General features: G+C 60.8%; 18 protein-coding genes. 7 read left to right on the top strand and 11 right to left on the bottom strand.

Features of this window, described 5'->3' with window-relative positions; all coding sequences use genetic code 11:
* The first annotated feature begins 52 nt into the window (after nucleotides 1-52).
* On the top strand, nucleotides 53-1225 hold the full coding sequence (locus tag VNM72_05040; GenBank protein HXF04765.1) for a hypothetical protein: 1173 nt from the start codon (nucleotides 53-55) through the stop codon (nucleotides 1223-1225).
* A gap of 16 nt (nucleotides 1226-1241) precedes the next feature.
* Here VNM72_05040 and VNM72_05035 read toward each other — a convergent pair whose 3' ends face one another.
* The 11 genes from VNM72_05035 to VNM72_04985 form a co-directional block, all read right to left on the bottom strand.
* Nucleotides 1242-2435 (bottom strand): VWA domain-containing protein, encoded by a 1194-nt coding sequence (locus tag VNM72_05035; GenBank protein HXF04764.1) that lies wholly within the window; start codon nucleotides 2433-2435, stop codon nucleotides 1242-1244.
* Nucleotides 2436-2577: 142 nt separating this feature from the next.
* On the bottom strand, nucleotides 2578-3570 hold the full coding sequence (gene rsgA / locus VNM72_05030; GenBank protein HXF04763.1) for a ribosome small subunit-dependent GTPase A: 993 nt from the start codon (nucleotides 3568-3570) through the stop codon (nucleotides 2578-2580).
* A gap of 209 nt (nucleotides 3571-3779) precedes the next feature.
* Nucleotides 3780-4970 (bottom strand): glycosyltransferase family 4 protein, encoded by a 1191-nt coding sequence (locus VNM72_05025; GenBank protein ID HXF04762.1) that lies wholly within the window; start codon nucleotides 4968-4970, stop codon nucleotides 3780-3782.
* On the bottom strand, nucleotides 4957-6483 hold the full coding sequence (locus VNM72_05020; protein ID HXF04761.1) for a glycosyltransferase: 1527 nt from the start codon (nucleotides 6481-6483) through the stop codon (nucleotides 4957-4959). Before VNM72_05020 ends, VNM72_05025 begins: the two co-directional genes overlap by 14 nt.
* Entirely contained in the window at nucleotides 6480-9203 is a 2724-nt protein-coding gene (locus VNM72_05015) for an MOP flippase family protein (GenBank protein HXF04760.1), read from the bottom strand. Before VNM72_05015 ends, VNM72_05020 begins: the two co-directional genes overlap by 4 nt.
* Nucleotides 9203-9805: an acyltransferase gene (locus tag VNM72_05010; GenBank protein HXF04759.1), complete on the bottom strand. Its 603-nt coding sequence runs from the start codon at nucleotides 9803-9805 to the stop codon at nucleotides 9203-9205. The genes VNM72_05015 and VNM72_05010 overlap by 1 nt, the downstream gene beginning before the upstream one ends.
* 125 nt (nucleotides 9806-9930) lie before the next feature.
* Entirely contained in the window at nucleotides 9931-10977 is a 1047-nt protein-coding gene (locus tag VNM72_05005; protein HXF04758.1) for a GNAT family N-acetyltransferase, read from the bottom strand.
* A gap of 183 nt (nucleotides 10978-11160) precedes the next feature.
* On the bottom strand, nucleotides 11161-12609 hold the full coding sequence (locus VNM72_05000; GenBank protein ID HXF04757.1) for an O-antigen ligase family protein: 1449 nt from the start codon (nucleotides 12607-12609) through the stop codon (nucleotides 11161-11163).
* Nucleotides 12610-12677: 68 nt separating this feature from the next.
* Nucleotides 12678-13982 carry a tetratricopeptide repeat protein gene (locus VNM72_04995; GenBank protein HXF04756.1) on the bottom strand — a complete coding sequence of 435 codons (1305 nt, stop codon included), beginning with the start codon at nucleotides 13980-13982 and terminating at the stop codon, nucleotides 12678-12680.
* Nucleotides 13982-14668, bottom strand: coding sequence for a hypothetical protein (locus tag VNM72_04990; GenBank protein ID HXF04755.1), 687 nt, complete (start codon nucleotides 14666-14668; stop codon nucleotides 13982-13984). The genes VNM72_04995 and VNM72_04990 overlap by 1 nt, the downstream gene beginning before the upstream one ends.
* Nucleotides 14669-15045: 377 nt before the next feature.
* Nucleotides 15046-18885 (bottom strand): carboxypeptidase-like regulatory domain-containing protein, encoded by a 3840-nt coding sequence (locus tag VNM72_04985; GenBank protein ID HXF04754.1) that lies wholly within the window; start codon nucleotides 18883-18885, stop codon nucleotides 15046-15048.
* A 497-nt stretch (nucleotides 18886-19382) separates the two neighbouring features.
* On the opposite strand from VNM72_04985, the gene malQ reads away from it, so the two are divergent.
* From malQ to ispE, 6 genes are all read left to right on the top strand, one after another.
* Entirely contained in the window at nucleotides 19383-20927 is a 1545-nt protein-coding gene (gene malQ, locus VNM72_04980; GenBank protein ID HXF04753.1) for a 4-alpha-glucanotransferase, read from the top strand.
* Nucleotides 20928-21045: 118 nt separating this feature from the next.
* The gene (locus VNM72_04975; protein ID HXF04752.1) at nucleotides 21046-21687 is read left to right on the top strand and encodes a type II secretion system protein GspG; all 642 of its coding nucleotides are present in this window, start codon (nucleotides 21046-21048) and stop codon (nucleotides 21685-21687) included.
* On the top strand, nucleotides 21684-22178 hold the full coding sequence (locus VNM72_04970) for a hypothetical protein (GenBank protein HXF04751.1): 495 nt from the start codon (nucleotides 21684-21686) through the stop codon (nucleotides 22176-22178). The genes VNM72_04975 and VNM72_04970 overlap by 4 nt, the downstream gene beginning before the upstream one ends.
* Entirely contained in the window at nucleotides 22175-24283 is a 2109-nt protein-coding gene (locus VNM72_04965; GenBank protein HXF04750.1) for a tetratricopeptide repeat protein, read from the top strand. Before VNM72_04970 ends, VNM72_04965 begins: the two co-directional genes overlap by 4 nt.
* An 18-nt stretch (nucleotides 24284-24301) precedes the next feature.
* Complete coding sequence (locus VNM72_04960) at nucleotides 24302-24832, top strand: CAP domain-containing protein (protein HXF04749.1); 531 nt, start codon at nucleotides 24302-24304, stop codon at nucleotides 24830-24832.
* A 32-nt stretch (nucleotides 24833-24864) separates the two neighbouring features.
* On the top strand, nucleotides 24865-25489 hold a 625-nt coding region (ispE, locus tag VNM72_04955; GenBank protein HXF04748.1), incomplete at its 3' end, for a 4-(cytidine 5'-diphospho)-2-C-methyl-D-erythritol kinase.

Here is a 25489-nt window from a genome sequence, read left to right as displayed (position 1 = left end):
ACGGAGTTCGGGCTACACTCGCGCCATGTATAGGGAAGGGGATGGCAGCACGATGAGAAAGGCTTCTCGCGCTCACGGACGCATCACAGCGGCGCTGCTGGTCGTTGGAATTTTGCTCGGCATCGGCGCGGGGGCGTGTGCCCCCCGGGTGATCGTTCAGCAGCGACCGACGTTTGCTGAACTGAGTGATGCCCTCTCGGAAGAGGGCGGATATTTCCCCAGCGATAATCTCGTCTCCAACGAGACCGGCTATCAGAAGGTGTTGAACAAGCTCGATGAGCTTCAGGTGCGCGGCGGCGTTTACATCGGCGTCGGGCCGGAACAGAACTTCACCTATATTGCCGCCATCCGACCGACCCGGGCGCTCATTCTCGACATTCGTCGGGACAATCGGCTGCAACATCTGCTCTACAAGGCTCTCTTCGTCCTGGCGCGGAATCGCGCGGAGTTTCTCTCGTTGCTCTGCAGCCGGCCTCTGGAAGGATCGCTCAGGCAGTGGGAGACGGCGTCGGTCAACGATCTCGTGGCGGCGATTGACCGGGCGCGACCGAGTCCCGCTCTTTTTCAGGCCACGCTCAAACGGGTCTTCGAGTATCTGGAAAAGCGCGTCGAATTCCCCCTGACCCCCACCGATCGCGAACGCATCGAGTATATCTTCGGGAGTTTTTACGCGGCCGGTCTTGACATCCGCTACGAGACCTACTCTCGTCGGTCCTGGCGGACGTTCCCCACGCTCCGCGAGTTGCTTCTGGAGACCGATTTGAGCGGACGCCAGCGGAACTTTCTCGCCTCGGAGGAGAGTTTTCAATTCCTCAAGCAACTCCAGGAACGAGATCTCATCATTCCGGTGACCGGCGATTTCGCTGGTCCGAAAGCCTTGCGGGCCATCGGCGATTACCTTCGGCAGATCGGGGAGGTCGTCTCGGTCTTCTACACCTCCAACGTCGAATACTATCTGCTCCAGCAGGACGCGCTCGCCGCTTTTGCCGAGAATGTGCGAACGTTGCCGCGCGATCATCGCAGTCTTATCATCCGTAGCTTCGTGGGCTTTGGTTATCAACACCCGGAGGCTCTTCCCGGTTATTACATCACGACTTTGCTGCAATACATGGAGAACTTCCTCCGCCATCACGATGCCGGCGACTATCGCAGTTACTATGAACTCGGCGTGGTGGACTATATTCCCCTGAGGTCATCGGAGAGGAGGCCGACTCCCCCTCGGTGACCGGTCGGGGATGGGCTTACTTCTTTTTCTCGGGCTTGGGTTCGACGTAGCTCCGGCGATGCTGAACTTCCAGTCGCTCGTTATCCGGTTTGCCGTCGCCGTCAACATCCACGAGGACCTGGATCTTTCGCCGTTTGCCCTCGCGCCGGGTGTTGGTGGGGACGTAGCCGAGCGTGTATTGCGTGCGCAGCATGACGGAGATGGATTCGAGCACTGACGGCAACGCCCCTTGAAATCGCACGCTGTAGAAGCGGCCGCCGGAGACCTCGGCGAACGTTTTCAACGTATTCTGCGCCTGAAGAAACGTCAGTCGCGCTTCCGGCGGCAGCCGGCTTTCCAGCAACAGATAAGCCAGTTCGCCGATGCCGATGGCATAGATCGGGACGCCAGCATTCTCTACGATCCGCCGCGCGTCGTCGAAGTTAATCTTGCTGAAGGTGTCAATGCCGATGGCGACGAGCAAAACCGCCGTGCGCCCTTCGATCTCCTGTAATCCCGTGTACTCGACGCCATCGAGCGTCCCCCCGCGCAGGACGAAATTCAGCGCATCGAAGAGATTGCTCTCGCTGAAGGCCGGCAGGTTGCGGATGAGCAGATAAACGGCTTCGCGCAACCGTCCCCCGTTATCGGTGAAATCGGTGAGAACAGCCGGGCGGATGTCGAAGGCGACAATGGCAATGTAGTCACCGGGTTTGACGAAACGGGTCACAAAGAGCCCGGCGGGATTGATGACCTCTTCGCGGAACCATTCGATTTGCCGACTGTATTCCAGCAGCAGGACGAGCGTGATCGGTGATTCTTCCCCGTCAAAGGTCACGATGTTTTGCTTCACGTTATCTTCGAGGACGGTGAAGTTGTCCTTCTTCAATCCCGTGTAGACGCGCCCGTTCCTCTTATCGAAGACGACGACCGGAACGGTCACCAGCTCCGAGGTGAGCGTAATGGGCTCGCCTTCGATGCGGATGTCCTCCTTTCGAGGGGGCTTTTGTTCCTGGCCCGATTGTGGAGCCGCAACTTCTTTTTCCGCTTCCTTCTTCTCTGCGGCGGGCGGCGTTTTCTCCTCACTCGGCGGCGGAACCGGTCGCTCCCGCCGGGGCGGACGCCGTCCCGCTTGAGAATCACCGGAGGCCCGAAATCCCGGCATGGCCGTGGCCGCCACAAAGCCGAGCAGGAGGATAACGGTCAGAACGCTGGTTGTCACTCGATTCATGGGTTCCTCCGTGAAAGCAATGCTATCACCGTCCCCTACCCCTCAGCAAGCCAGAGTAAGAAAAAGCGATGCGATGAAAAAGGCGATTCCACGAAGCGAGGGGAGATGTCCCCTCGCGAATCCCTCACATCGCCGCGCGGACTCACTCCTCCTCGGTTGTGATTTCTTGTTGCAGCGAGAGGAACGTTTCGTACCGACGCGGGTGGATGCGGCCGGAGGCGACGGCCTCGCGGACGGCACATTCGGGCTCGACCGTGTGCGAGCAATCGTTGAATCGGCACTGATGACTCCACCGGGCGATCTCGACGAAGGCGCGGCGCACATCGGCGGGAGTGACATCCCACAAACTGAGCTGGCGGATGCCGGGCGTGTCAACGACGTATCCGCCACCGGGCAGGGGAACGAGTTGAGCCGCCGTCGTGGTGTGACGGCCTCGACCTGTCCGGGGATTGACCTCGGATACTTTCACCTTCATGCCGGGATTGAGAGCCTTGAGCACCGAGGACTTCCCCACCCCCGAATGACCGGCGAAAATGGCCGTCGAGTCACGGAGAAGCTCTCTGAGCGTGTCAATCCCTTCGCCCGTCCTGGCGCTGGTGAGAACGACGGGATAGCCCAACTGCTCGTAGAGGGTTTTGACCTCCAGGACCTGTTCGAGAAGCGCCTGGTCCTCAGTCTGAGTGAGAAGCGATTCCCGGTCGCCGGTTCTCGCCTCCGGGGGAGGCAGAAGATCAATTTTGTTGATGCAGATGATGGGAGCCAGATCGCCTTTGGCTGCTGCGACGAGATAGCGGTCAATCAACCCCGGTTTAAGCGGAGGTTGAGCCACCGAGGTGACGATCACGAGATGGTCAATATTGGCGGCCACAATCTGTTCTACCTCGCGGGCCCCGGTGAATACTTTCCGCGAGAGCTTCGTCCGACGGGGCTGCAGATCAACGATCACGCCCTCTTTCTTCGGCTCATCCGTCACCTGCAGCGTGACGATATCGCCCACGACGATGGGGGGTGAGGACTTCAGATTCTTGATCACGCTCTCGCGGGCATAACAATGAAAGGTCCCCCGGTCAGTCTCAACCCAATAGTGACCACGGATCGCCTTCAACACTCTTCCGCTCAGGTCGCCTTCTCGCATAAAACGCGCTTCACATTGCCCGACTCCTGACGGCCAAAGCCTATCAAGCGACTTCCGAGCCCGTCAAGCAGGGACACATGAGGGCCTTCAGTCCCCAGGCCGCGTCCTCCGTCCTGAATGGTATGGGAGCAGGATTCGCCTCCCTTCCAGCCCGTGAGATGAGGTTTCCTGACGCGATGAGCGGGAGAGGCTATAAAACCCGTATGGCTTCACCGTGACCCCGTTGCCGCCAGGGCGTGCTGATAGATTTCGAGAGCGCGGCGGGCGACCTGATCCCAGGTGAACTTTTCTTCGACATGCCGGCGACCGCGCTCACCCATGCGTTGAGCTTCGCCGGGATGATTCTTGATCCACGCGATGCGTTCGGCGAGCGCCCGAACATTGTTGGGGGGGACGAGAAATCCCGTCACGCCCTCCTCGACGACCTCCGGCATTCCCCCCACGCGAGTGGCGATCACCGGCGTGCCACAGGCCAGTGATTCCAGGAGCGTGAGTCCGAGCAACTCAGGTGCTGGCCGCGTTTGGCCGAAAACATCGGTATAGACTGACGGTAAGACCGTCACCAGGGCCGTTGAGTATTCCTCGACCAACTGATCGTCATCGGCATCGAAGATGAAACGCACATTCTTTCCTGTTGCCAGGCGACGAAGAAGCGCGAGGTATTCTTCCGACCGTGTTGCTGCCAGGTGAGGTTCCCAGGGACGACCGATGATCCGCAGTTCCGTTTGGGGATCCATCGCCTCGATGAGATAGTTGATCCCTTTGTGGGGAAGCAGTCGTCCGACAAACAGAACGACTGGACGCTTGGGGTGACCGGTCGGGCGGAACTTTTCAACGGCGACGCCCGCGTAGATGACGTGACTCTTCCGTCGGTAGCGTGCGTCCGCCTGCTGCGCGGAAAATTCGGAGATGTGGAGGAATCCGTCAACCCATCGGCCCAGATCGAAGTGGTAGGAGAGGTCCCATCCGCCGCCGCCGAGATCGGTCACAAAGAGGCGCTTGCCTCGCAGCCGACCGTAGGCGAGTGCCAGCGTCGTGGCCAGGACGTGAAACTGATGACAATGGATGACGTCGGCATCGGCCAGTGCGCGGAGGAAGCGGAAGCTCAATGGATTGGTCTTCTGGCCACGAACGAAGGCGAGAGGTTTGAAGAGTTGAACGTCGAGCCCCGCCGTCGCTCTCCAGCCCGTCGCGGGACCGGAGCCGGGACAGTCGTGAAGACGGCTTCTTTCTCCGGCGCTCTCGGAAAAGCTCACGAGCCGCGTGGGAACAAGACGGGACATCGCGCGGGCCAGCTCGGTGACGAACCGTTCGCCGCCCCCGGTGATGAACTCCTCGCCAAAGAGCGTCGGCGAGAGATGCACAACCCGCAGTGGTCTCCTCAGGTCATCGCGAGACATCGGATCGTTCGATTCCGAAGCGCACCTCCGTGAGCGTCTCGGCCAGCCGTTCGGTCAACCGCCGCCGGTCGTAACGAGCGATGACCGACGGCTGCGGGTGGTAAAACCTTTCTCGAAACTCGTCGGGGTGGTGAGCGATCCAGCGAATCATCTCGACCAGTTGCCGGGTATCTGTGTGGTCAACGCTCGTTCCCACCCCCGCCTCTTCGATGAGCTGCGTGGCGATGCCCGGCGGAGCGATAGCGAGCACCGGTTTTCCTGCAACCAGGTACTCGAAGAGCTTTCCCGGATACCATTTGCGCCCGCCCTCGTGGCTGGTGAGTAAAAGCAGCAGCACATCTGCTGCCTTCATCCGTTGGAGAGCCGTGCGATGTGTCGTTCGAGGTTCCACGGTCACCAGTGAGTCAAGCTGATGGTCTCGAAGGAAGCGGATGTTTGAGGGGGGCAATCCCCCGACGAAACGAACGTGCAGCCTCGCTTCGATGCCCTCCGGCTTGAGCTGAGCGAGAGCGCGGAGAAAGGCTCCGGCGGCATCGCCCCAGACCATGCCCGTGTGAACGAGCGACGTGCGGGGCGGCCAGGAAGAGGGCAGAGGCGAACCCGCCGAAGTCAAAGACATCATGGGCGGCTCGTGAGCCATCCCGCGTGTCGGAGAAGGGGAGGGAAAAGGTCGCTCCCGCTCGCCTCCTTCATCGTGGCGGGCATCGGTCATCGTCATCAGAGACAGTTGGCCGGTGAGCGTCATCGGCCCGAGGTGGGGGAAATCCTCCGGATCGTAACCGTTGGGGATGACGACGCATTTGGCAGAAGCCCGGGGGTGCAACCCGGCGAAATCCTCAGCCATCGCCTGGTGAACGCAGATGATCCGATCCGCCGTCCGGAGGAGGAGACGTTCGGCCAGCGCATCCAGCCGGTCGCGCACGGGTCGTCGCGCCTTGATTGGCCAAAGCGTCCAGTAATCGCGAAAGTCCACAACGAGGGGCAGGCCAAGAATCGTCTTGAGCATGAGGCCGAGAAATCCCGATGTCCAGGGACTCACGCTCACGAAGATCGCGTCCACTCGATGACGCAGAGCAATCTCGATGCTATCAGGCACGGCTCGCCAGGCCCAGTAAAAGTGTTCATCTCCGACGGGAGCGAGCAATCCGTGGTAAACGCTCCGCAATCCTCGATACAACCACGAATGGGCCTGCTCCTCCAGAGGGACTTCCGACTCCGTGACGATCGGTCGGTCCGCCGGAGGTGGCGAGGGCGGCCGTATCATCTGCTTCAGGTGAAGGACGGGATGAAACGGGTCGAGCCGATAGACGGGAACGTGAGCGGGAACATCTTCGAGCAAGGATGCGTCGAGCCCGCTCGGCTCAAGCACTCTCTCCCAGTCGAGCGTGATCACAACTGGCTGCCAGCCGAACGCGCCGAGGTATTTGACGAACTTGGCGGATCGGAGCGTTCCGCTGCCGGGGTGCGGCGGGAAGGCCAGCGCGATGAACAGCACCCGTCCCGTCACGCTCATAGATCGCGCCATGATGAACTGGTGCGGCGGGCAGACATTGCCGCGCTTTCCGGCACGCACAGTTCAGCGTAAATCCTCTCCAGATTTCTCGCCTCGATCCGTATGTCGTGATAGCGAGCGACGAATTCCCGGCCCGCCTCGGCCATTTGCTCCCATCGCTCCGGGGCATCCAGCAACGTCAGGATCGCCTCCGCGAGCGCCGTCGGGTTGCGTTCCGGCACAAGCAGTGCACTTTCTCCCTCGACGACGACGTGGGGAATATCGGCGTGCCGCGTGGCCACAATCGGCATTCCCGAGGCCTGCATCTCCAGAAGGACGGTGGGAGCACCGCCCTCATCATCGCCGTTATCCGCCGTCACGCTCGGCTGGATGAGAATGTGACATCGCTCGGCATGAGCGATGTAGTCCCGGCGGCTCATCGAACCGAGGAGCTTCACGGCCTCGCCCAGGCCCAGTTGGTGAATGCGCCTCCGGAGTTTCTCGCGGTCCGGGCCATCCCCGATGATGTGAAATTCCGTGCGGGGATAGCGGCGGTGGACTTCGGCAAACGCCGCCAGCGCATCGTCGTATCCTTTCTTTTCGACGAGCCGTCCGACCTGAAGCAGGATGACCGCTTCCCGGTTCCACCGGCGCGGGCGAAAGGGAAACAGCTCCAGGTCAATGGCGATGCGTTGAATTCGGACTTTTTCTTCCGGGCAGCCCCAACCGATGAGCCGCCGTCGCATGAACGGTCCTTCGACCAAAAAGCGATCGCCGCACCGGAAGAGTTCCTGATAGGCCCGTTGCCATTCGGGCTGGCGCATGAGGGCCGAGAGATCGTAGCCGTAAAAACTCGTCACCAGGGGACGGCCGAGCGTGCGGGCAATCGGTATCGCCATCACCCCCGTCGGCCCAAAATGGGCGTGGATCACGGTCGGCTGCAGGGAGCGCATCGCTTCATAGTACCTGTAGGCCCGCACCGATCTCACGCCGAGAAGCGTCCCCATTACTTTGTCCGACGTCCTTTCCCACAGCGACAGCTCGCGCGTGCGCACACCAACGAGATGGGGAATGGGGAACTGATCGAGATTCTTCACATCCTCGGCCAGAACGACGGGGGTGAACGCCTTCAGCTCGCGCAAGAATTCGTAGATGAAGGTTTCCGACAACGGCAGATACTCGGGCTTGATCTGAGCGACAATCGGAGTGGTGGCATCCCGGCACGAGTGTGGCGAGGGAAGCGGTTCGGCTGAGGAGAGAGAGCGTTGCTCTCGGCCGAGCTGTCGTGCCAGGGCGATGGCGTCGCGGAGAATCTGCGGTCCGGCGAGTAAGAGCACGAGGCCGTAGACGATCGCTCCGACCCCGACGCACAGTGCCAGAGCTTTCGCTTCAGTCACCTGGCTCGGCACCACGAGGACCTGTTTCATCACTCCAACAACTCCGGCCATGATCGTTGTGGCCAGAGCGGCTGGAGCGAGGGCGCGGAAGAACTCGGACATGGGGAGATTGATCAGGCGATTGGTCATGGCATGCGATGTGTACCAGAGGGCCAGACTCGCCGAGGCATAGGCCAGGGCCACGCCTTCGATCTCCCAGCGAAGACCGAGGGCGAGGGCCAGGCAGACAATCGGCACCGAGAGCAGATTCCAGCGAAAAAGAACATCCGAGCGACCCTGTGACAGGCAGATCGGCCCGATGGTCGTCCCGATGGACTGGAGCGCCCCCACGAGGCTGAGAATGCGCACAAGTCCGACCGTGCGATCCCACTGCGGGCCGTAGAGAACGCGCACGAGTTCCGGCGCGACCAGGGCCATCCCGGCCATCAGTGGAAACGTCACCAGTGAAATGAATCGGAGGGCGCGGAGGTATCCCTGGCGGACGCGCTCCCTCTCCTGCTGGAGGTGAGAAAAAGCCGGGAAGAGAACGCGACTCAAAACCCACGAGACGTTTTGCACCGGATAGAGCATGAGCCGATAGGCCAGCCCGTAATATCCCAGAGCCGTCGCGCCGAGGAATCGCCCGATGAGGAGATTGTCAACGTTGCGGGCACAATAGGTGAGCAGATTGGAACCGACAAGCGGTGCGCTGAAATGAAAGAGGTCATCAAAGGCTGCGCGATGAAATGAGAGAGTCGGTCGCTGCCGCACGACGAGCCAGCCGAGCACGCTGCTGGTGAATACCGCCGTGAGAGTCTGTCCGACCAGACTCCAGACCCCCTTTCCCTGAAGGGCCAGTGTGACGGCAACGCCTCCGGCGATGCCAACCGAGAGGATCTCGATGAGCGCCAGACTCCGGAAATCCATCCGTCGCTGTAAGAGATTGAGCGGGACGACGCCCAAACCGGTGAGGGGGAACGTGAAGGCCAGCGCCAGGGCGACGGAACCCACGCGAGCCTCATGGTAGAATCCGGCGATCAACGGAGAGGCAGCCATCGTCAGCAACATGAGGGCCGACCCGCTCAGGAGACTGACTGTCACGGCGGTCCAGAGATGATCGTCGCTCAGGTCCTTCTTCTGGATGAGGGCCGGCCCCAGTCCCAGCTCCCCGAAGAGGCTCAAAAATCCCGTCACAACGACGACCATGCCGATGAGCCCGAAATCGGCGGGCGCGAGCAATCGCGCCAGAACGGCCGTGATCCCGATCTGCAGGATCTGACGGAGAAACTGAGCGCCTCCCGACCAGAGAATCCCCGTCGTTGTTCGGACCGCGAGCGACATATCTCGGCGAAGGGAGAGGGCCATCACGGACGTAGGTGTTCGTCCGCATGCCGTTGTTTCACGACGCGAGCGGGAACCCCCACGGCGACGGAGAACGGCGGCACATCGGTGGTGACGACGGCGCCCGCTCCGACGATGGCGCTGCGGCCAACGGTCACTCCGGGAAGCACGACGGCGTTGGCGCCGATGGTGGCGTTTTCTTCGATGACAATATCGCCCATGATCTTGGGTTGCTGTCGCGCCGGGCGCGTGGGATCGGCATAGCTGTACATCTCCGACACGAGCACGGCGCCGGCTCCGATGATGGCATCATCCCGGATGATGATCTGTGCCCCGCCTCCGTGAAGAATGCAGCCCCAGCCAAGTTCCACACGATTTCCCAGAACGATCCGTCCGTGGCTGCGTTCGTCCGGCGCGCTGCCCGAACAGTAGAGCAAAGAGTGGGCGTGGATGAGAACGCCCTCACCAAGCGTCAGTCGGTCCGGGCGGATGATTCGCGCGCTGCGATCAATGGTCACCTGGCGGCTGCTCGACCGAAGGCGATCGAGGACAATTTCCTCGTAATAGAGCCGGCGAGCTTCAGCCAGCAAGCGGCGGCAAAAAAGGACGACACCTCTGACGGTCATAGAATCCCTCAGAAAAAATGGAGTCGCACAATGAGGACGTCCGCGCTCCCTCGGGGGCAGACCCGGAAGCTGTGCGGTCGTGCAAATGATCTGTGGCCCAGGCGTGTTCATCCGCGGTGAGATTTTCATGGCGCATCGGGCGCGGAAGGATCATCCTGACCCGAAGTTGCCTTCGCTCTCGACCACGTCCCGAGCAACCGGTTGCGCCAGCGCGCGTAGAGGTGATACCAGCGGCTGCCGGGAATCGTCACGGCATGAAAATAGAGAACCTGTGGGTGAAACGATTGTTTGAAACGGACGACGCCGGCATGACCGCCGCTCGGATTGAAATCGTACCACTGGAAGCCCCGGGCGCAGGCATCACGAATGGCTTCGGCGTGAACGAGATTGCTCGGGCGGTATTCAAAGAAGGCGGCGATGAAGGCGCCGTGCCAGTAGACGGCGTGGCGCTGGTGATAGAAGACCACGATCCCCCCGATAATCACGCCCGATTTGCGCACGAGCCAGAGTCGCGCCTGGGCCGGATCGCAGGTGCGCAGAGCGAGGAACAACTCCGCCGGATAGCGGCTGGTAGCACGAGGCCCCCACCGACGAAGCGTCTCTTGATAGGCGTTGTAGTACTCCCAGTAATCCTCCTCGCGCTGGGCAATGTCAATGGCGAGATTGCTGCGGAGGGCTTTCCTGATGTTGCTCCGATTGCCTCGGGAGAAATTCTGCCAGACATCCTTGAATTCACCATCGAGCCGGAGAGATTGAGTGAACAATAGCGACGTGCGAAACGCCTCGGGCAGCGTCCAGGGGGCATAGGGATTACCGATGACGGTCACCTGCGCCGTGCGACCATCACGCAAACTCCGGTAGACGCTCTCGACCTGCGCGGGCGAGAGATCTCCATCAGCGATGAGTCCGCCATAGACGCCGGGAGCGACCGATTCATACGAGCGGAAGAATCCTTTGAGGCCCGCCTGCCGCTCGATAAGCGGCAGCACGGCCACGGTCCCGTTGTCGAAGATGTAAGCGCGGGTGGCCGGTTTGCACTCGGGAAACGCCTTGACCAGAAGCTCCGCCCAGGTGCGCGTATGAAAGAAGGTCGCGTAGCTGCAGGTATTGCAGACGCGATCCCACAACTCGGGCGGGGCAGGATCAAGCACCGTCATACGGGATTGAGTCATCTGCAAAGGCGCACCTTCGTGCCGACGCTCCGAAGGGCCTGCATCTTCCCGATCACCTCACGGACTCGCGCTCCCGTGTTGCGGACTCCGAGGGCGTGGCCTTGGGCGAGTGAGCGAAACTTCGAGGCGAACCGAGCGCCAGCTTCTCGCTGTCCAAACTGCCTCGAAATTTCCCCGGATTGCTCAGATCGAGCGGCTCTCCGATCGCGTCAGTACCCCCGGCGACTTCTCGCTTCCCAGGATCGTCAAAATGGCAACCAGCAGGAGAAAAAGGAGGGCATTGGCCGGCACCTGAAGATTGAAGTCGAACAGACTGTGAACGGCAATCCCCCAGCAGCCGAGCGCGGCACCGAGCGCCAGCGACCGTTCCACGACCATCGGGGAAGCGAGCGCCGCCCCCGCCGCTCGACCGACGGCGATCATAAAGGCGATGAGTAAGAGAAGGCCGATCACTCCCGCCTCGGCGATGATTTGGAGATAATCGTTATGGGCCTGTTCGACTCGATAAAACCCCGTCGCTTCATCATAGCGCGTGTAGGCGACCGGATAGGCTCCGAGTCCAACCCCCAGAAAGGGGTGATCGCGGATCATGCGCATCGTTGTCCGCCAGATGGTCGGGCGACTGAGAGATTCGCCCGTGTCCGTTGCGGCGGTCATGGCCTCGTCCTTTTGAGAACGCATGTCAGGATTGGCCGACGAGAACCGGCTGATGACGGGTTCCGCTCCGATCCAAACGACGCCGAGCGAGATACCGGCGACGAGGATCACAACGCCTGCGGCTGCCCGTACTGTCGGACGGGGGAATCGGCGGCCCCTCGGTGCGACGGAGCAGGATGCATCTTCCGCCCTTTGCCCGTGCTGTTGCGACATCCAGCGGGAGAGCACCGGCAGGGCCACCAATTGAGCTGCCAGCACGACGAGTGCTCCCCGTGAGGCCGACAGCACAAGCGCCGTTCCCAGGGCAACGGTGAGAAAGCCGTAGAGAATCCACTTATCCCGGGCGACCCCCTGAGCCACAATCAAAGCCAGCGGCAAGGGCAGAATCATCTCGATGAATCCGGCGAAGTGATTGCGATTGACGAACGGTCCGAAGGCGATCTCAATGGCCTCCACATCCCGGAACCAGAGGAGCTTCCCGTTGGACGTCAGTTTGTGGATCACCCCCACGAGAGCGATGGAGAATCCCAGCAGGATGAGGACGATCACCGTAGCCAGCAACCGTCGCCGCGTGGCCAGAAAGTGGGTGGCTAGGAAAAAATAACCGACGAGCGTCGCCAGCGTGACGGCCGTGCGTCGCGTCGTCGCCGGATCGAGCGAGAGCGAGGTCGCTTCCGCCAGCGACCGGGTGTCCGGAATCGAAGGGAATGACGGACGTGACAAAAGAGGACCCAGCGGGAGCGATTGCATCACGGCCACCAGGACGAATGCCACAAGCACGCCGTGAATCGGTGTGAGCTGAAGAATCCACTGCCGCTCGCGCATCGCCTTCACATTCCAGAGCAAGAGCAGAACGAGCAACCAGACCGTCAGCAGATGGCGGGCGTAAAATTCGACCGAGCCAAAAAGCCAGGGAGCTACGACGATCGCTCCCAGCAGGCCGATAACGATCACGCGGTCCAGGATCCGAGTCATGCGCTCTCCGTTGCCGGAGATGCTCCTGGTGCCGGCCGGGACCTCTCTGATCATCTCCATCTCGTTGGTTAGCGACTTTCTGATTCAAGGGCGAAAGAGTCAAACCAGATGCGTCCGGCGATGTAGTCATAGAGGCGACTGATCGGTTCACGCACGATGGTCACGACGACAGCGCGCGCCTCGGGCGGCGTGACGAACGATATTCGTTTCTCGATCCATTGACCGGTCTCCTGCAGCGGTTCGGTTCGCACCCGCCAGCGCGCGGGATCGTCGGCATCCGCCACTTCCACGGCCAGACCGTTTTTTCTCAACATGCCCTCGGTCTTGTAGACGAAGCGCAGGACGTAAGGAGTTGATGGGGTCACCAAAGCGAGATGGCGCGTCCCGGCGTAGCGGACGCCCTCATGCCGGCGAAAGTCCAGTCGCAGGGAACGATCGTCGGTAAAGCCGCTGGTCGTATCAATGGTCGCTGTCACATCAGCGGTTGATTGCACATGCCAATCGAAACCGCTGTTGGTGACCGGACGGTGAAACTCTCCGTTCCAGAAGGCGAACTCAGACTCCGGAGCATCGCCAGCGGTGATGTTCATCATCTCCCGCCAGACCTGGTGTGCGAGGTCCCATCGGCGCTGACGGATAAAGGCGGCGACGATTCTCTCTCCGCTCTCCATCTTCAGCGCGTTCCGGGGCAGCGAGCGCCACAGACCGATTCCTTCGGCATCGCGGTCGTGCGTGAGGAGAAACTGGCTGACGACAACGCGGGCATGCGGCGTCAGGGTCGAGGCCAGGGTCACGAGAACTCCGGCATCTCCGCCGGTCGCACTCCACAGGAGATCACAGATATTTCCTACGAGCGATTCCGCCCGTCCGGCGAGCGCACGGAGTTCGGTCAGAGCGCGCTCGCGCTGACCGCTGCGCAGGAGAAAATTGGCGTAAATCCAGTGCGGATGAACGTGATGCGGTGCAAGCTCCATCGCCCGGCGATAGGCGGCATCAGCGTGCGCATCGTCCCCGTGCTGCTCGTAAGCCCGGCCCAGACCGATCCATCCCCGAACATCGTAGGGCGAAAGAGCCACCGCCTGCTTCAGATGATGGAGAGCTTTCGCCGGATCGAACGCTGCCGGATCCAGCAGATAGATCGTTCCCAGTTCTTGGTGCACCTGCGGATCACGGGGAACGTAACGCAAAGCGTTTTGTAATCCCTCGACATCCTTGTAGAGAGCCGCCCAGGCCAGCCCGTGAAATTCCCGGAATACGGCCAGACACGCGAGAGCGATCAATCCGGAGCCGATGAGAAAAAAACTCACCCGTTGCCACGAGTGATCCAGCTTCAGGACAATTCGCCTGGCCACAAGAGGAGACATCGCCAGCATTACCTGCGAGGAGCGACCGGGCTGACGACTTTCGTTCTCTCGCCGTGCGCTACCGTCAGGCCGAGCGCAATGGCCACGGTGCCAATGATAAGGGCCGGGATGATGATGGCACGGCGCTGACGTCGAGGTTGCGGCTGAGGCGACGGTTGTTGAGGAGAGGATTGCCCGGACCCGGATTGGACCCGCTCATCCCAGCTCAGATAGGTCTGGCCCGAAGGCAACAGGGTTTCCCGTCCCTGGACCCGAATGGTGAGCGGCTTGTCCAGAGCGTTGACGATGATTCCCTGACCATCCACAGCGACGCGGTAGACGTTCCCGCCGGCGGAGCGAACGGTCAAATCTGAGACAGTCACCACCGAGGGCGCTTGAAGGCGGAGCATAATGTCTCCTTTGGTCAGCTCAACGGCCACCTCCTGGCCGATGCGGGTCAGGCGCAAGTCACCCTCTGCTTCCACAGCCAGCAGTCCGCTTCCCGAACGCAGATTAACAATCGCCCGCGAACCTGCCAGCGTTCGCACCCGACTCCCGCTGAACACCGTGCTGCCCGAGGTGATCGCGACATCGTTGACCATCACCTGGCCCGTGACCATCACTTCGCCCAAAGCAGCCTGCGCCACCAGTAGAGGAGTTCGAGAGATGAGGAGAAGAATAAGAACAAGCCGCGTCACACCCGTTCTCAGGTTCATTCGCTTACGCCTCCTGTCGTCGCCGCCCTGCCGTTTGCACGCGGCAGCCATAGTATTACGAACGACAAACCAAAGTCAAGCCGCATCCTGTCGGCCTGTGCGCTTGCCAGAAAGAATGGGCCAAAAGAATCGGCCCGATGTGCACTTTTTCGATGAAAGGCGGCGACATCCAAAAAAGGTCCGAAGCCCAAAGAAGTAGGGATCATGAATGAGAAGACGAGGGGACGAGTAGTCTCTTCAGGCAGGCCAGGCCCACTCGTTCCAGAAGCGAGTGGAAGCCCCGCAACTCGTCACAAAGCAGGGGAGAAGCTCGCTTCAAGCCTCTCCCCTTGTCCGGAGACGGAGTGCAAGGGGTGCCTTGCACTCCCTCGGCTTGCCTAGAAGTTCACCCGGATGCGGAACTGGATCATGCGCGGACCCGGATCCTGATTGCCCAGATCGTTGAAGAACTCGGTCGTGCGCCCGAAGGCCGTCGAGTCAATGCTATGCGTGATGCCCGCCGCATTCGGGCCGCCGATCAGGAAATTCTGGTAGTTGAAGGCATTGAAGAACTCGGCCCAGAATTCGACGTTGATCCGCTCGGTCACCCGCGTGCGCTTCTGGAGCGTGAGATCGGGTTTGACAAATCGAGGACCACGCAGGAAAACGAGCGAGCCGAACTGACCGGGCGTCGTTGGCACGTCCAGGATCGCCCGATTGGAGCGGCCATCGGGTCCGATCAGGTCCGGAGTCACGAAGAAGATGTCACGAGCGCCGGGAACCTTCCGAACGCCGATCTTCTCTTGCAATTCCTTGATCGTGATCCCCTTGAGGATGACGCCGGAGTCAAACTGGTTCACCGTGGCTCGCCCGCTCGTGAGCCGGAAGATACGGCCGGACTGAACGCGAACGATTCCACCGATCAACCATCCTTCGATGAGCCGGTTGAGGGCGCCCGAGCTGGACGACCAGCGCCGACCGGGACCGAAGGGCAGCTCGTACTGGAAGTCGCTCACGAAGACGTGGGTGAGGTCCCAGGGTGAAAGCCCTTTGTCCATCCGCCGATTGCGCAGCGTGCTGAAGGAGATGCTCGAAACAGCGGAATCGGCGTAGAGGTCCGTGAGGGCCTTGGAGAAGGTATAGTGAGCCGTCATCTGCCACCCTTGCGCTAGGCGCCGTCGGAAAATGAGCTGCAGCCCGTTGTAGGTGGAGAAGGAGGCGTTCGTCAACAGCCATACGCCACGGTTGGCCGCATAGGGATTGGCCTGGAAGAAGTTGACCGGCAAGACCCCCGGTGCATCGAAGCCAAGAGCTGCACAACGCGGGAGGGCGCTTCCGACCGCCCGGCAGAGGAATGTTGCCGAAGAGGCCAGGGCATTGGCCAGGGCTCCCGCTTGACCCTGATCCAGCAGGGCGACGAAAGAAGCGCTTCCAAACCCGGAGGCCAACGGGAGTGCCCCTTGACGGCCACGGGCGCCAAAGGCCGCCTCAAAGATCGGCAGGGGAACCTGGCCCGGCAATCCCTGGTTGTCGAAGCGATTGCCGCGTCCCTGGGCCCGGCTGATGGCCAGATTCCGCTGGGCATTGAGGAACTCCTGCAGGAACCCGTTCTCGAAGATGTTCACCTCATTCAGGTTGAACCCGCGCCAGAGCTTCGTCCCGCGATTGCCGACATAGCGGATTTCAATCGCCATGTCGCGCGTCAGCTCGCGCTGCCAGCCGAAGGACCACGACTGGACATACGGCGTCCGGATGTTGGGATCGAAGGCGAAGAAATTGCCTCCGATGAAGGTGAAGCGCGAAAGCGGTGTGGGGAAGCTGAAGCTCGGCGGATCTTCGCTGAATGCCGGCAACCGATCCCGCAGGAGCAGCCCGCCGATTGGAAAGTCTACGCCCGCCGTCAGCGAGATGGACTGCGTCAGACCCGGGTTGCCGCCAGCGAATTGAGTGAAGTGGCTGAGCCCTTCGCGCGTGTACGCGATGGAATAGCTTCCTCGAAAGACCGACTTGCGCTCGTCTCCGAACAGGAAGCGGAAGAAGGGGTTCTCAAATCGCGGATTCCAGGCCAGTCCAAAGCTCGGCGCCGGATTGATGAAGTCGCGGTTATAGACCTTGCGCGAGCGCTGCTCGATTTGCGGATCGGCGATCCCACGGAAGAGACCCGGCTTGAACAGGTTGCCGACGCCGGAGATGCCCCAGAGATCTTCCGCCCGCGGGCTCGTGTAGATGTCATTGGTGTTCTCGGCTGCCCCCTGGAACTCCCAGCGCAAGCCGTAGTTGAGCGTCAGCGCCGGCGTCACGCGCCAGGAATCCATGAAGTAGAGGCCGAATTCGTCCTGCCGCGCCCGCTGCACCAGTGGAGCAAGATGAACGTACCGCTTCGTCCTCTCATCCACGTTGCGACTCCCGGAGACGCCGGAGATCCGGCCCGTCAGCAGCGCATAGAGCGCCAGCGCATTCCCGAGATCCGTCGTGCTGATGTTGGGCAATCCCGCCTGAATCACCGAGGCGACGGGATCTCCACTCACCACACCAAAGGAGACCGTGGGAATACCTGCCCCACCAAAGGAATTGTCAATAAAGCCCACGCGCGTGAATGTTCCACCGAAAACCCACGAGTGCTTTCCGCGCACAAGACCCAGGGTGTTCTGCAGATTGTAGACCGGGGTGTTTCGACTCGACGGAAGTGCGAGTGAGGTTCCCGCGGCTCCCGGACGCGCGTGCAGACTCTGCAAGCCAAGCGGCCAGAGGATGCGCACGCCCGCCGGATAGATCTCCGGTCCCGATTCGGGGAAGAACTGCACAGGCGCTCCCTGAACTCCAAAGCGAAATTCATAGTTCGTGTTCGACGTGATCGTGTACTGAAGGGCCGTTGTCACGGAAAAGCGATTGGAATACTGGCCGGCCGGCTTCCCCAGGCCAGGGAATGTGGGATCCATCGAATTCAACGTGTCCGGTAACGAGGAGAAGTAGTTATAGTGCCACACCCCATGCCACCGCAGCTTGTCCGTGATGTGATAGTCCATGCGCAACGTGGGGAAGCGTCGCACCTGCATGCTGGGAGCTTCAAACCGATACCGCTCGCGGAAGAGGTCGAACGGGCTGATCGCTCCCCGCGATCGCGCCGCGTTGATCTGCTGCAGCATGTCTCCAATGGTGGGATCAATTGTGCCCGGGAACCCGGCTGCCCTCGCCACCTCCAGGAGATTCACCGTGCGCACGGTGCCATCGGTTCCTCGATACCGGAAGATGCCCTGGGCCGCTTCCGTCGTGAGGATCAGGTTCTCTCGCGGACGCGACTCCGGCAATCTGAACTCTTCGTAGTTGAAGAAGAAGAAGATCCTGTCCTTCCAGACCGGGCCGCCCACATTGCCACCGAAGACATTGAGCAGGTTCCTGGGCCGCCGCAGTCCGAGGACGTTGTTGAACCACGTGTTGGCATTGAGCGCGTCATTGCGGTGGTCCCAGAAGAGCGTCCCGCGGAAGGTGTTCGTCCCTCGACGGGTGACGAACTGAATCTGGACCGCTCCTTCTCCCGCTGCCTCCGCGCCCACGCCTGCCGTCTTAACCGTCACCTCTTCGACGGCATCCAAGCGCGGCCGGATGATGGTGAACATGCCACCGCCAAAAGCGCTCTTGAGCAGATTATCCTGAATGTTGACGCCGTCCATCGTGATATTGATGGCCCCTTTGGGCAGGCCGAGGAACGTGCTCTGACGGGCCGTTCCGCCCTGCTGGGCTCCGGGCATCAACAGCGTGAAATCCAGTGTATCGCGATTGTTCAACGGCAGTCGCCGGACAATATCGCCTCGGACGGTCGTCTCGATGGTTGTTGTCGTTCGCTCCAGCACCTCAAGTCCGCCAATCACTTCGACGGCTTCAGCGATCTCGCCGATTTGGAGCGTGACGGTCACGTTGGTCGTACGCGCGGCATCCACTTTGATTCCCGAATAGACGGCGGTCCGAAAACCCGACATTGTCACCGTCACCTTGTAGGTCCCAACGTTGAGGTTCAGAAAGACAAAACCTCCGTCGGGACCCGTTTTCCTGATTTGGGTATCGCCAGTTGCCTCATCTTCGAGCTTCACCTCGGCCCCGGGGACAACAGCTCCCGTCGGGTCTTGAACGACACCAACGATCTGTCCCACAGGACGTACCTGAGCCGATACAACCGAGAACCAGCTCACCAGGAGAAGCCCTGCGAGGATTCCCAGGTACCTTCCATGATGTCTCTTCATCGTTACCTCCTCAGTTTGTGAAATACCCCCGGAAGGGGGAAATCTGATCCGCCTCTGTCAAACAGGGGCACCAAAGGGGTAGCAATTAATGTGCCGCGAGAGGTCTAAAGCTCAAGCAATAGAAACACAGTCAGTTAGCTGAATAGCTTGACCACCCTTTTTCCATTTTTTCGGAAATCACATCCGAAAAAATGGAAGCCCTCCGTTCTTTCCAAAATCTCGCTAACCGTTCAGGGCAATCGCTCCAGAATAGAATCGCCCGCAGATCAAAAGCCCCCCGCTGATGATTTGTCCAGGGGCAGAGAGACCTTCCCCTCATTCGGCGCCTTTCCCGGGCAATTTCGACGATGTCTTTAGAACTCGGCGCGAATGTGTGCCCTCTCCGGCTCTTTTCGACGACGGGGCTTGTATGTTGACGATGGCTGCAATTGGAGACAGACTTACCGAGCTGGTGCAGACGAGAAAGCAGACGCCTGGTAAAGGGAGAAACGCGCCGGATGAGATTTGCTCGAACGAGTGGAATTCTGCTGCACGTTACGTCGCTGCCGGGCGGGTGTGGCATAGGAGATCTCGGCCCGTCGGCCTATCGGTTTGCCGATTTTCTGGCCTCGAGCGGGCAGGGCATTTGGGAGGTGTTGCCTCTCGGTCCGACGGGCTACGGTGATTCGCCCTATCAAACACTCTCAGCTTTTGCCGGAAATCCGTTGCTCATCAGCCTGGACCGACTGGTGGAGGATGGCACTCTTGAACGCTCCGAGGTCGAGGCGGCATCGGTGTTCCCGGAAGGCACCGTTGACTATGGTCGGGTCATTGAGGTCAAGGGCGAGTTGTTGCGGCGCTCCTACGAGCGGTTCCAGGCCTCGGCATCAGCGACCGAAAAGGACAAGTTTCATGCCTTTTGCGAGCAACAGGCCGATTGGCTCGACGATTTTGCTCTATTTATGGCCGTCAAGCAGGCGCATGGTGGCGCTTCCTGGAATCGGTGGGAGCGGGCAATTGCGCTCCGGCAGGCAGAAGCCGTGAGCAGGTGGCAGCGACGGGCGGCAGAAGAGATCACGCGACACCGCTACTACCAGTATCTTTTTTTCCGGCAGTGGGCAGAACTCCGACGGTATTGTCACGCGCGCGGGATACGGTTGATGGGCGATTTGCCTTTATTTGTCGCCTACGATAGCGCTGATGTCTGGGCTCATCGCGACTGGTTCCAGCTCGATGAAGAAGGTCGGCCGGTGGTGGTGGCCGGTGTCCCGCCTGATTATTTCAGCCCGACGGGACAGTTGTGGGGTCATCCGCTCTACCGGTGGGAGGCCCTGGCCGAGACCGGATACCGCTGGTGGATCGAGCGCGTGCGGGTGATGCTTCAGCTTGTGGATATTGTCCGGCTCGATCATTTTCGTGGATTTGAGGCCTTCTGGGAAGTTCCCGCAGGTGAGGAGACGGCCATTCGGGGGCGATGGGTGAAGGGGCCGGGAGCCGCTTTGTTTGAGGCGTTGCGAAATGAACTCGGCGTGCTCCCCTTTGTGGCCGAGAATCTCGGAATAATTACGCCGGAAGTGGAACAGTTGAGGGAAGCCTGTGGTTTTCCCGGAATGGCCGTCCTGCAATTTGCCTTCGACGGTGATCCGCATCATCCCTTTTTGCCTCACAATCATCAGCGGAATCTGTGCGTTTATACCGGCACACACGATAACGACACGATCGTGGGCTGGTGGAGGAACCTGGATCAGGGCACGCGCTCGAGGGAAGCCGAGCAACAATCGCGGGAGTTCGCTGCCCGCTACCTCGGCACCGACGGTCGAGAGATTCACTGGGCGTTCATTCGGGCTGCTCTTGCGTCGGTGGCGGATCTGGCCATCATTCCTCTACAGGATATTCTGGGCCTGGGCAGTGAAGCGCGGATGAATCGCCCGGCCTGTCCGAGCGGGAACTGGCGCTGGCGGTTTCTTCCCTCAGCGCTGACGGAGGCGGTGCGAGATCGGCTGGGCGAGCTTACCTGGATCTATGGCCGCTGGAGTGGCACCGGAAGATATGACCGGGCGTGAAGCGGCGATCCCACGGCTGGCGGGGTGCGACGGGTGGAGGACGGCACATTCTCACTCACCGCACCCCACCCTCACAGCCTGCTGGCCAAACCCCTGAACGGTTTGTTACTATTGCGGTGTGATAAAACGAGCGGGCGAGAAGGCGAAGCGGATTGCGTATTTGCTCGTGGTGGTCGCCGCATTTTTCTGCGGTGTGCTGGCCGAGGAGAAATTGTCTCCGGGCCATGCGCGTCGGCTTATCGCCACGCTGGGCGGAGCCAATCTGCCCGTAGAAAACGTTCAGATTCGCCGGATTGAGACCTTTTTCGGGCGCGACGCCATCGTAGAAGCTTTCGTCCTGACGGCCTTCAAATTCACCCGGCGGGAGGGAAGATGGGAGATCACCGACGTGCGCATCGGGGACCGACAGTGGGAGAACGTGGAGCTGTGGACGACCGCCGTGCAGGCGGAGAAAGCGCGTCGCACCGCCGAAGATCTTCGTACCATTGCCCGTGCCATCGAGGCCTATCGCAGCGAACGAGGCGTTCTTCCTCCAGCGACGGATTTCGTCGGACTCATTGATCATCTGACGCCCGCCTATCTGCCCCGCGTCATCCGCGAAGATTACTGGCACCGGAGCTACGTTTACTCCGTCCGAACCCGCGGTTATCGCCTCGAATCCCTGGGGCCTGACGGAAAACCGGCGACCGGCGATGAGATCGTCATCGAGAACGGGCAGATGGTGGGAGCGCAGCCGCGCAAAGGAGCGAGCGAACCATGACCGAGCTGACCGAATACATCATGCGCCGACACCAGATGACGCTCGTTGTCGTCTTCGCTCTGCTCGCTTCGGTCGTCGTTTACTTCCTGGTCGCATTTCTTGTTGGTCAGATGGGAGGCGTGAGCATCGAATCGGCCCTGGCGTATCAGAAGCTGCGGCGCATGGCGTATGGCTTCGCGTTCGTCTACAGCATCGGCCTGATCCTTTTCCGGCGGGCAATGCTGGGCAGTGATCGGTTGGCTCGCGTGGTGATGACGCGGGGTGTGCGCGGACTGGTTGATCATCTCTCCACCATGACGATCCTCCTGGCAGTGCTCGGCGAAGTGGTGGCCATCGTCGGGCTCGTCATGAGTTTGCTCTCCCGGATGATGGAGGATATGATGCGACTGGGGGGAGTGGGGGCGTTGTTGATCCTCTACAATTTTCCTCGCCGCTCGAAGTGGTTTGATCTGGTGGAAGCCTATCAAACGGCAACAGGAGTGACCGAGTGAAGGGACATCACGATACTCTCGAATCCATGCGCGGGGTGGTGCGTCAGACCGAGCGTGAGCGGGCAAGCGCGAGCCCGCTTCGAAGGGGCATCCGTTTGGGCTTCGCGTGCCTGCTGATTCTCATGGGGATGCCGGTTGACCGGGAGATTTCCTCCCGCGCGGTGACGCAGAAGACTCCGCCCGAGACGACCGATCAGGGCGGCCGACCACCCCTTGATGAGAAAACCAGACGACGTGCGACGGCGCTGCTGACCTACGCGCAGGCGATGCGCTATGCCATGCAAGGCGATTTCAATCGAGCGGAGGAGACGTTCCGCAAGGTGATCGAGCTGGATCCGCAGGCTCCTCAGCCTCACGTAGCGCTGGCCGAACTCTATTATCGGTTGCGCAATACCGCCGATGCCCGACGTGAGGCGGAACAGGCGCTCGCGCTCGACCCTCGCAATGCCGACGCCCATCGGCTGCTCGGCTTGATCTATCGAGAAGAGGCGCTGAGCGCCAATGATCGGGAGAAAGCGCGCAAGGCCGTCGAGGAATTCCGCCAGGTCGTCGAGGACGATGAGCTGGACCTGGAAGCCTGGCAATCGCTGGCGCAGATGTACGCGCTGCTCGGAGAGGAGGAAAAGTTAAAGGAAGCCCTGGAGCGATGGACCAGCGGGGATCCGACGGCGGATCAGGCATTCTATCGTCTGGCCCTCATCTATTTTGACAAGCGGGATTACCGTCGGGCCGCCGAGAATGCAGCGCGGGCTTTGACGATTCGTCCCGATTCGGATTATGCCCTGGTGCTGGCCAAATCGTTGCTCTATCAGGGGCACACGACCGAAGCCCTGCGCACCTATCGTGAGGCCCTTGATCGCGATCCGAGCAATAGCGAGCTGCGCATCAACTTCGCCGAGGCCCTCATCTTCGCCGGGAAATATGACGACGCGGTCGAGATTCTGCGCAAGATTCTCGCCGATCAACCCCGTAATATAGAGGCGTTGCGACTGACGGCCCAGGCCTATCGTCGGGCCGGGCGGCGAAACGAAGCGATCGAAACGTTGCGCACTGCGCTTCGGGGGCTGGAGACGAGCGAGAGTCTCGAACTGCAATTCACCCTGGCGCAAACCTATGAGGAAGTGGGCCAGGTGGATGATGCTGTAGCCACCTATGAGGGGATGCTCAAGGCCCTGCTCAATCCCGATGGATCGGTCTCGGATCGGTTTCGCCGCGCCGTGGAACAGGTGTTGACGAGTCTGGCACTCGCTTATCGTCAGGCCGGTCGTCGGGAGGAGGCGTTCAAGACCTTCGAGCGGATGCGCCAGATTCTCGGCCCCACGAGCACGCGGCCCGATCTGCTGGCCATTGATACGTTGCGGGAGGAGCAAAACTACCGCGAGATGCTCGTACACGCGGAGCAGGCGGCGCGCCGCTATCCGCAGGAGCGGATGTTCAAGCTGCTCCAGGCGCAGGCGCTCGGTGGCCTGGGTCGGCTCGATGAAGCGGTGGCTTTGCTCGACAGTCTGCTGACCGGTTCCCCCGAGGACATCGAAGTTCTCTCCACCAAAGCGCAGGTCCTCTCCGAAGCCGAGCGCTACAAAGAAGCCGAAGCCGCCATCCAGGAAGCCCTCCGCCGCGATCCCCGAAACAATATGCTGCTCATCCAACTGAGCCTCACCCAGGAGCGGTTGAATCGCTTTGCCGAAGCGGAAGCGACTCTGCGCATGCTGCTCGATCGCGATCCCGACAATGCCGTTGCTCTCAATAACCTCGGCTACTATCTCGCCGAGCGCGGTGAACGATTGCAGGAGGCTCTGGAGTTGATCCGCCGCGCCGTCACTATTGATCCGACCAACGGAGCTTACCTCGATAGTCTCGGTTGGGTTTACTTTCAATTGGGGCAGTTGGATGAAGCCGAGCATTACCTGCAGCAGGCGTTGATCTATCAGCCGCGCGATGCCACCATCCATGAGCATCTCGGTGATCTTTATCTCCGCAAGGGGAAGGTGGAAAAAGCCGAGCAGTTGTTTGAGCGAGCCTACAAGCTCGCCCGCGAGTCCCGCGAGAAAAAGCGCATCGAGGAGAAACTCCAGAAACTGAGGGAGGAGAAGAGTCGGAAGTAACGACTCACATCGGCGGCGATGACGGGAGTGAGGCTCGCCATGGCAATCGCCCTGGGGGTTGTGGCCGTGAGCCCGCCGTCCGGAGCGCCCGCGGTCGTGCGCTCCGCGGGAGGCGCGTCCTCGACCACATGCTGGACCGATCCCTTCTACTGCGAGAAAGTGGCCTGGTGGACGCTGGACAATGTCAATACCGAGCGGATCATTCGCGGGCTGCCGCCGCTCCGGGTGCACCCGGTTTTGTGGAGCCTGGCCCAGCAACAGAGCCGGGATATGGCCGAGCGCGATAGGCTGGCGCATATCAGCTCTCGGGGCGAGTCACTGGAAGTGCGGCTCATTCGTGCGGGATTTTCCCGCTGGAAGCGGGCGGCCGAGAACCTCGCCCTCTGTTATGAGGAAGTCGTCCCCTCGCTCGTGGTCATTCACGGCTGGATGATGAGCCCGAACCACCGGCAGAATATCCTCGATCCCCGATTTCGGGAGACGGGAATCGGAGTCGCTCAATCGGCTCGCGGAGCGTATTACTTCACTCAGATTTTCCTCGATCCCTGATGATCCTGCCCTCCTACGCCAAGATCAACTGGATGCTGGAAGTGATTGGGCCTCGACCCGACGGTTATCGAGAGATTCGCACCGTGTTGCAAACGATTGATCTGACCGATCGGCTGGAGTTCACGCCGGTGGAATCCACCATCGCGGTCGAGTGCGATCATCCTTCGGTTCCGACGGATGAGCGAAATCTGGTCCATCGTGCGGCAGTGCTTCTGCGCGAAGCCACCGGCACGCGCCGGGGGGTGAGAATTCGGATCCAGAAGCGCATTCCCGTGGCTGCGGGGTTGGGAGGTGGAAGCAGCAATGCCGCCGTCACGTTTCTGGCTCTGACGCGATTGTGGGGGCTGTCGGTGACCGAGGGCGAGTTGCTGGAGCTGGGAGCGCGCATCGGGTCGGATGTGCCGTTTTTCTTCTACGGGGGAACAGCTCTGGGCGTGGGTCGAGGAGAGGAAGTCTATCCCCTCCCCGATGTGGATGCTTCCCACGTGCTCGTCGTCGTCCCGGAAGTGGAAGTGTCAACGGCATGGGCCTATAGCCAATTGACAAAGAAGACGGGGAAAAGTAACATTCCAGTTTCCTGCGCGACCGTCTTTCGTGCAAGTAGAGAGTGGGATGCGGCGGGGGCGAAGCTCCTGGGTGCCGCCGGGAATGATCTTG

Source organism: Blastocatellia bacterium, assembly GCA_035573895.1.
Lineage (GTDB): Bacteria > Acidobacteriota > Blastocatellia > HR10 > HR10 > DATLZR01.
This window is presented reverse-complemented; position numbering and strand designations above follow the sequence as displayed.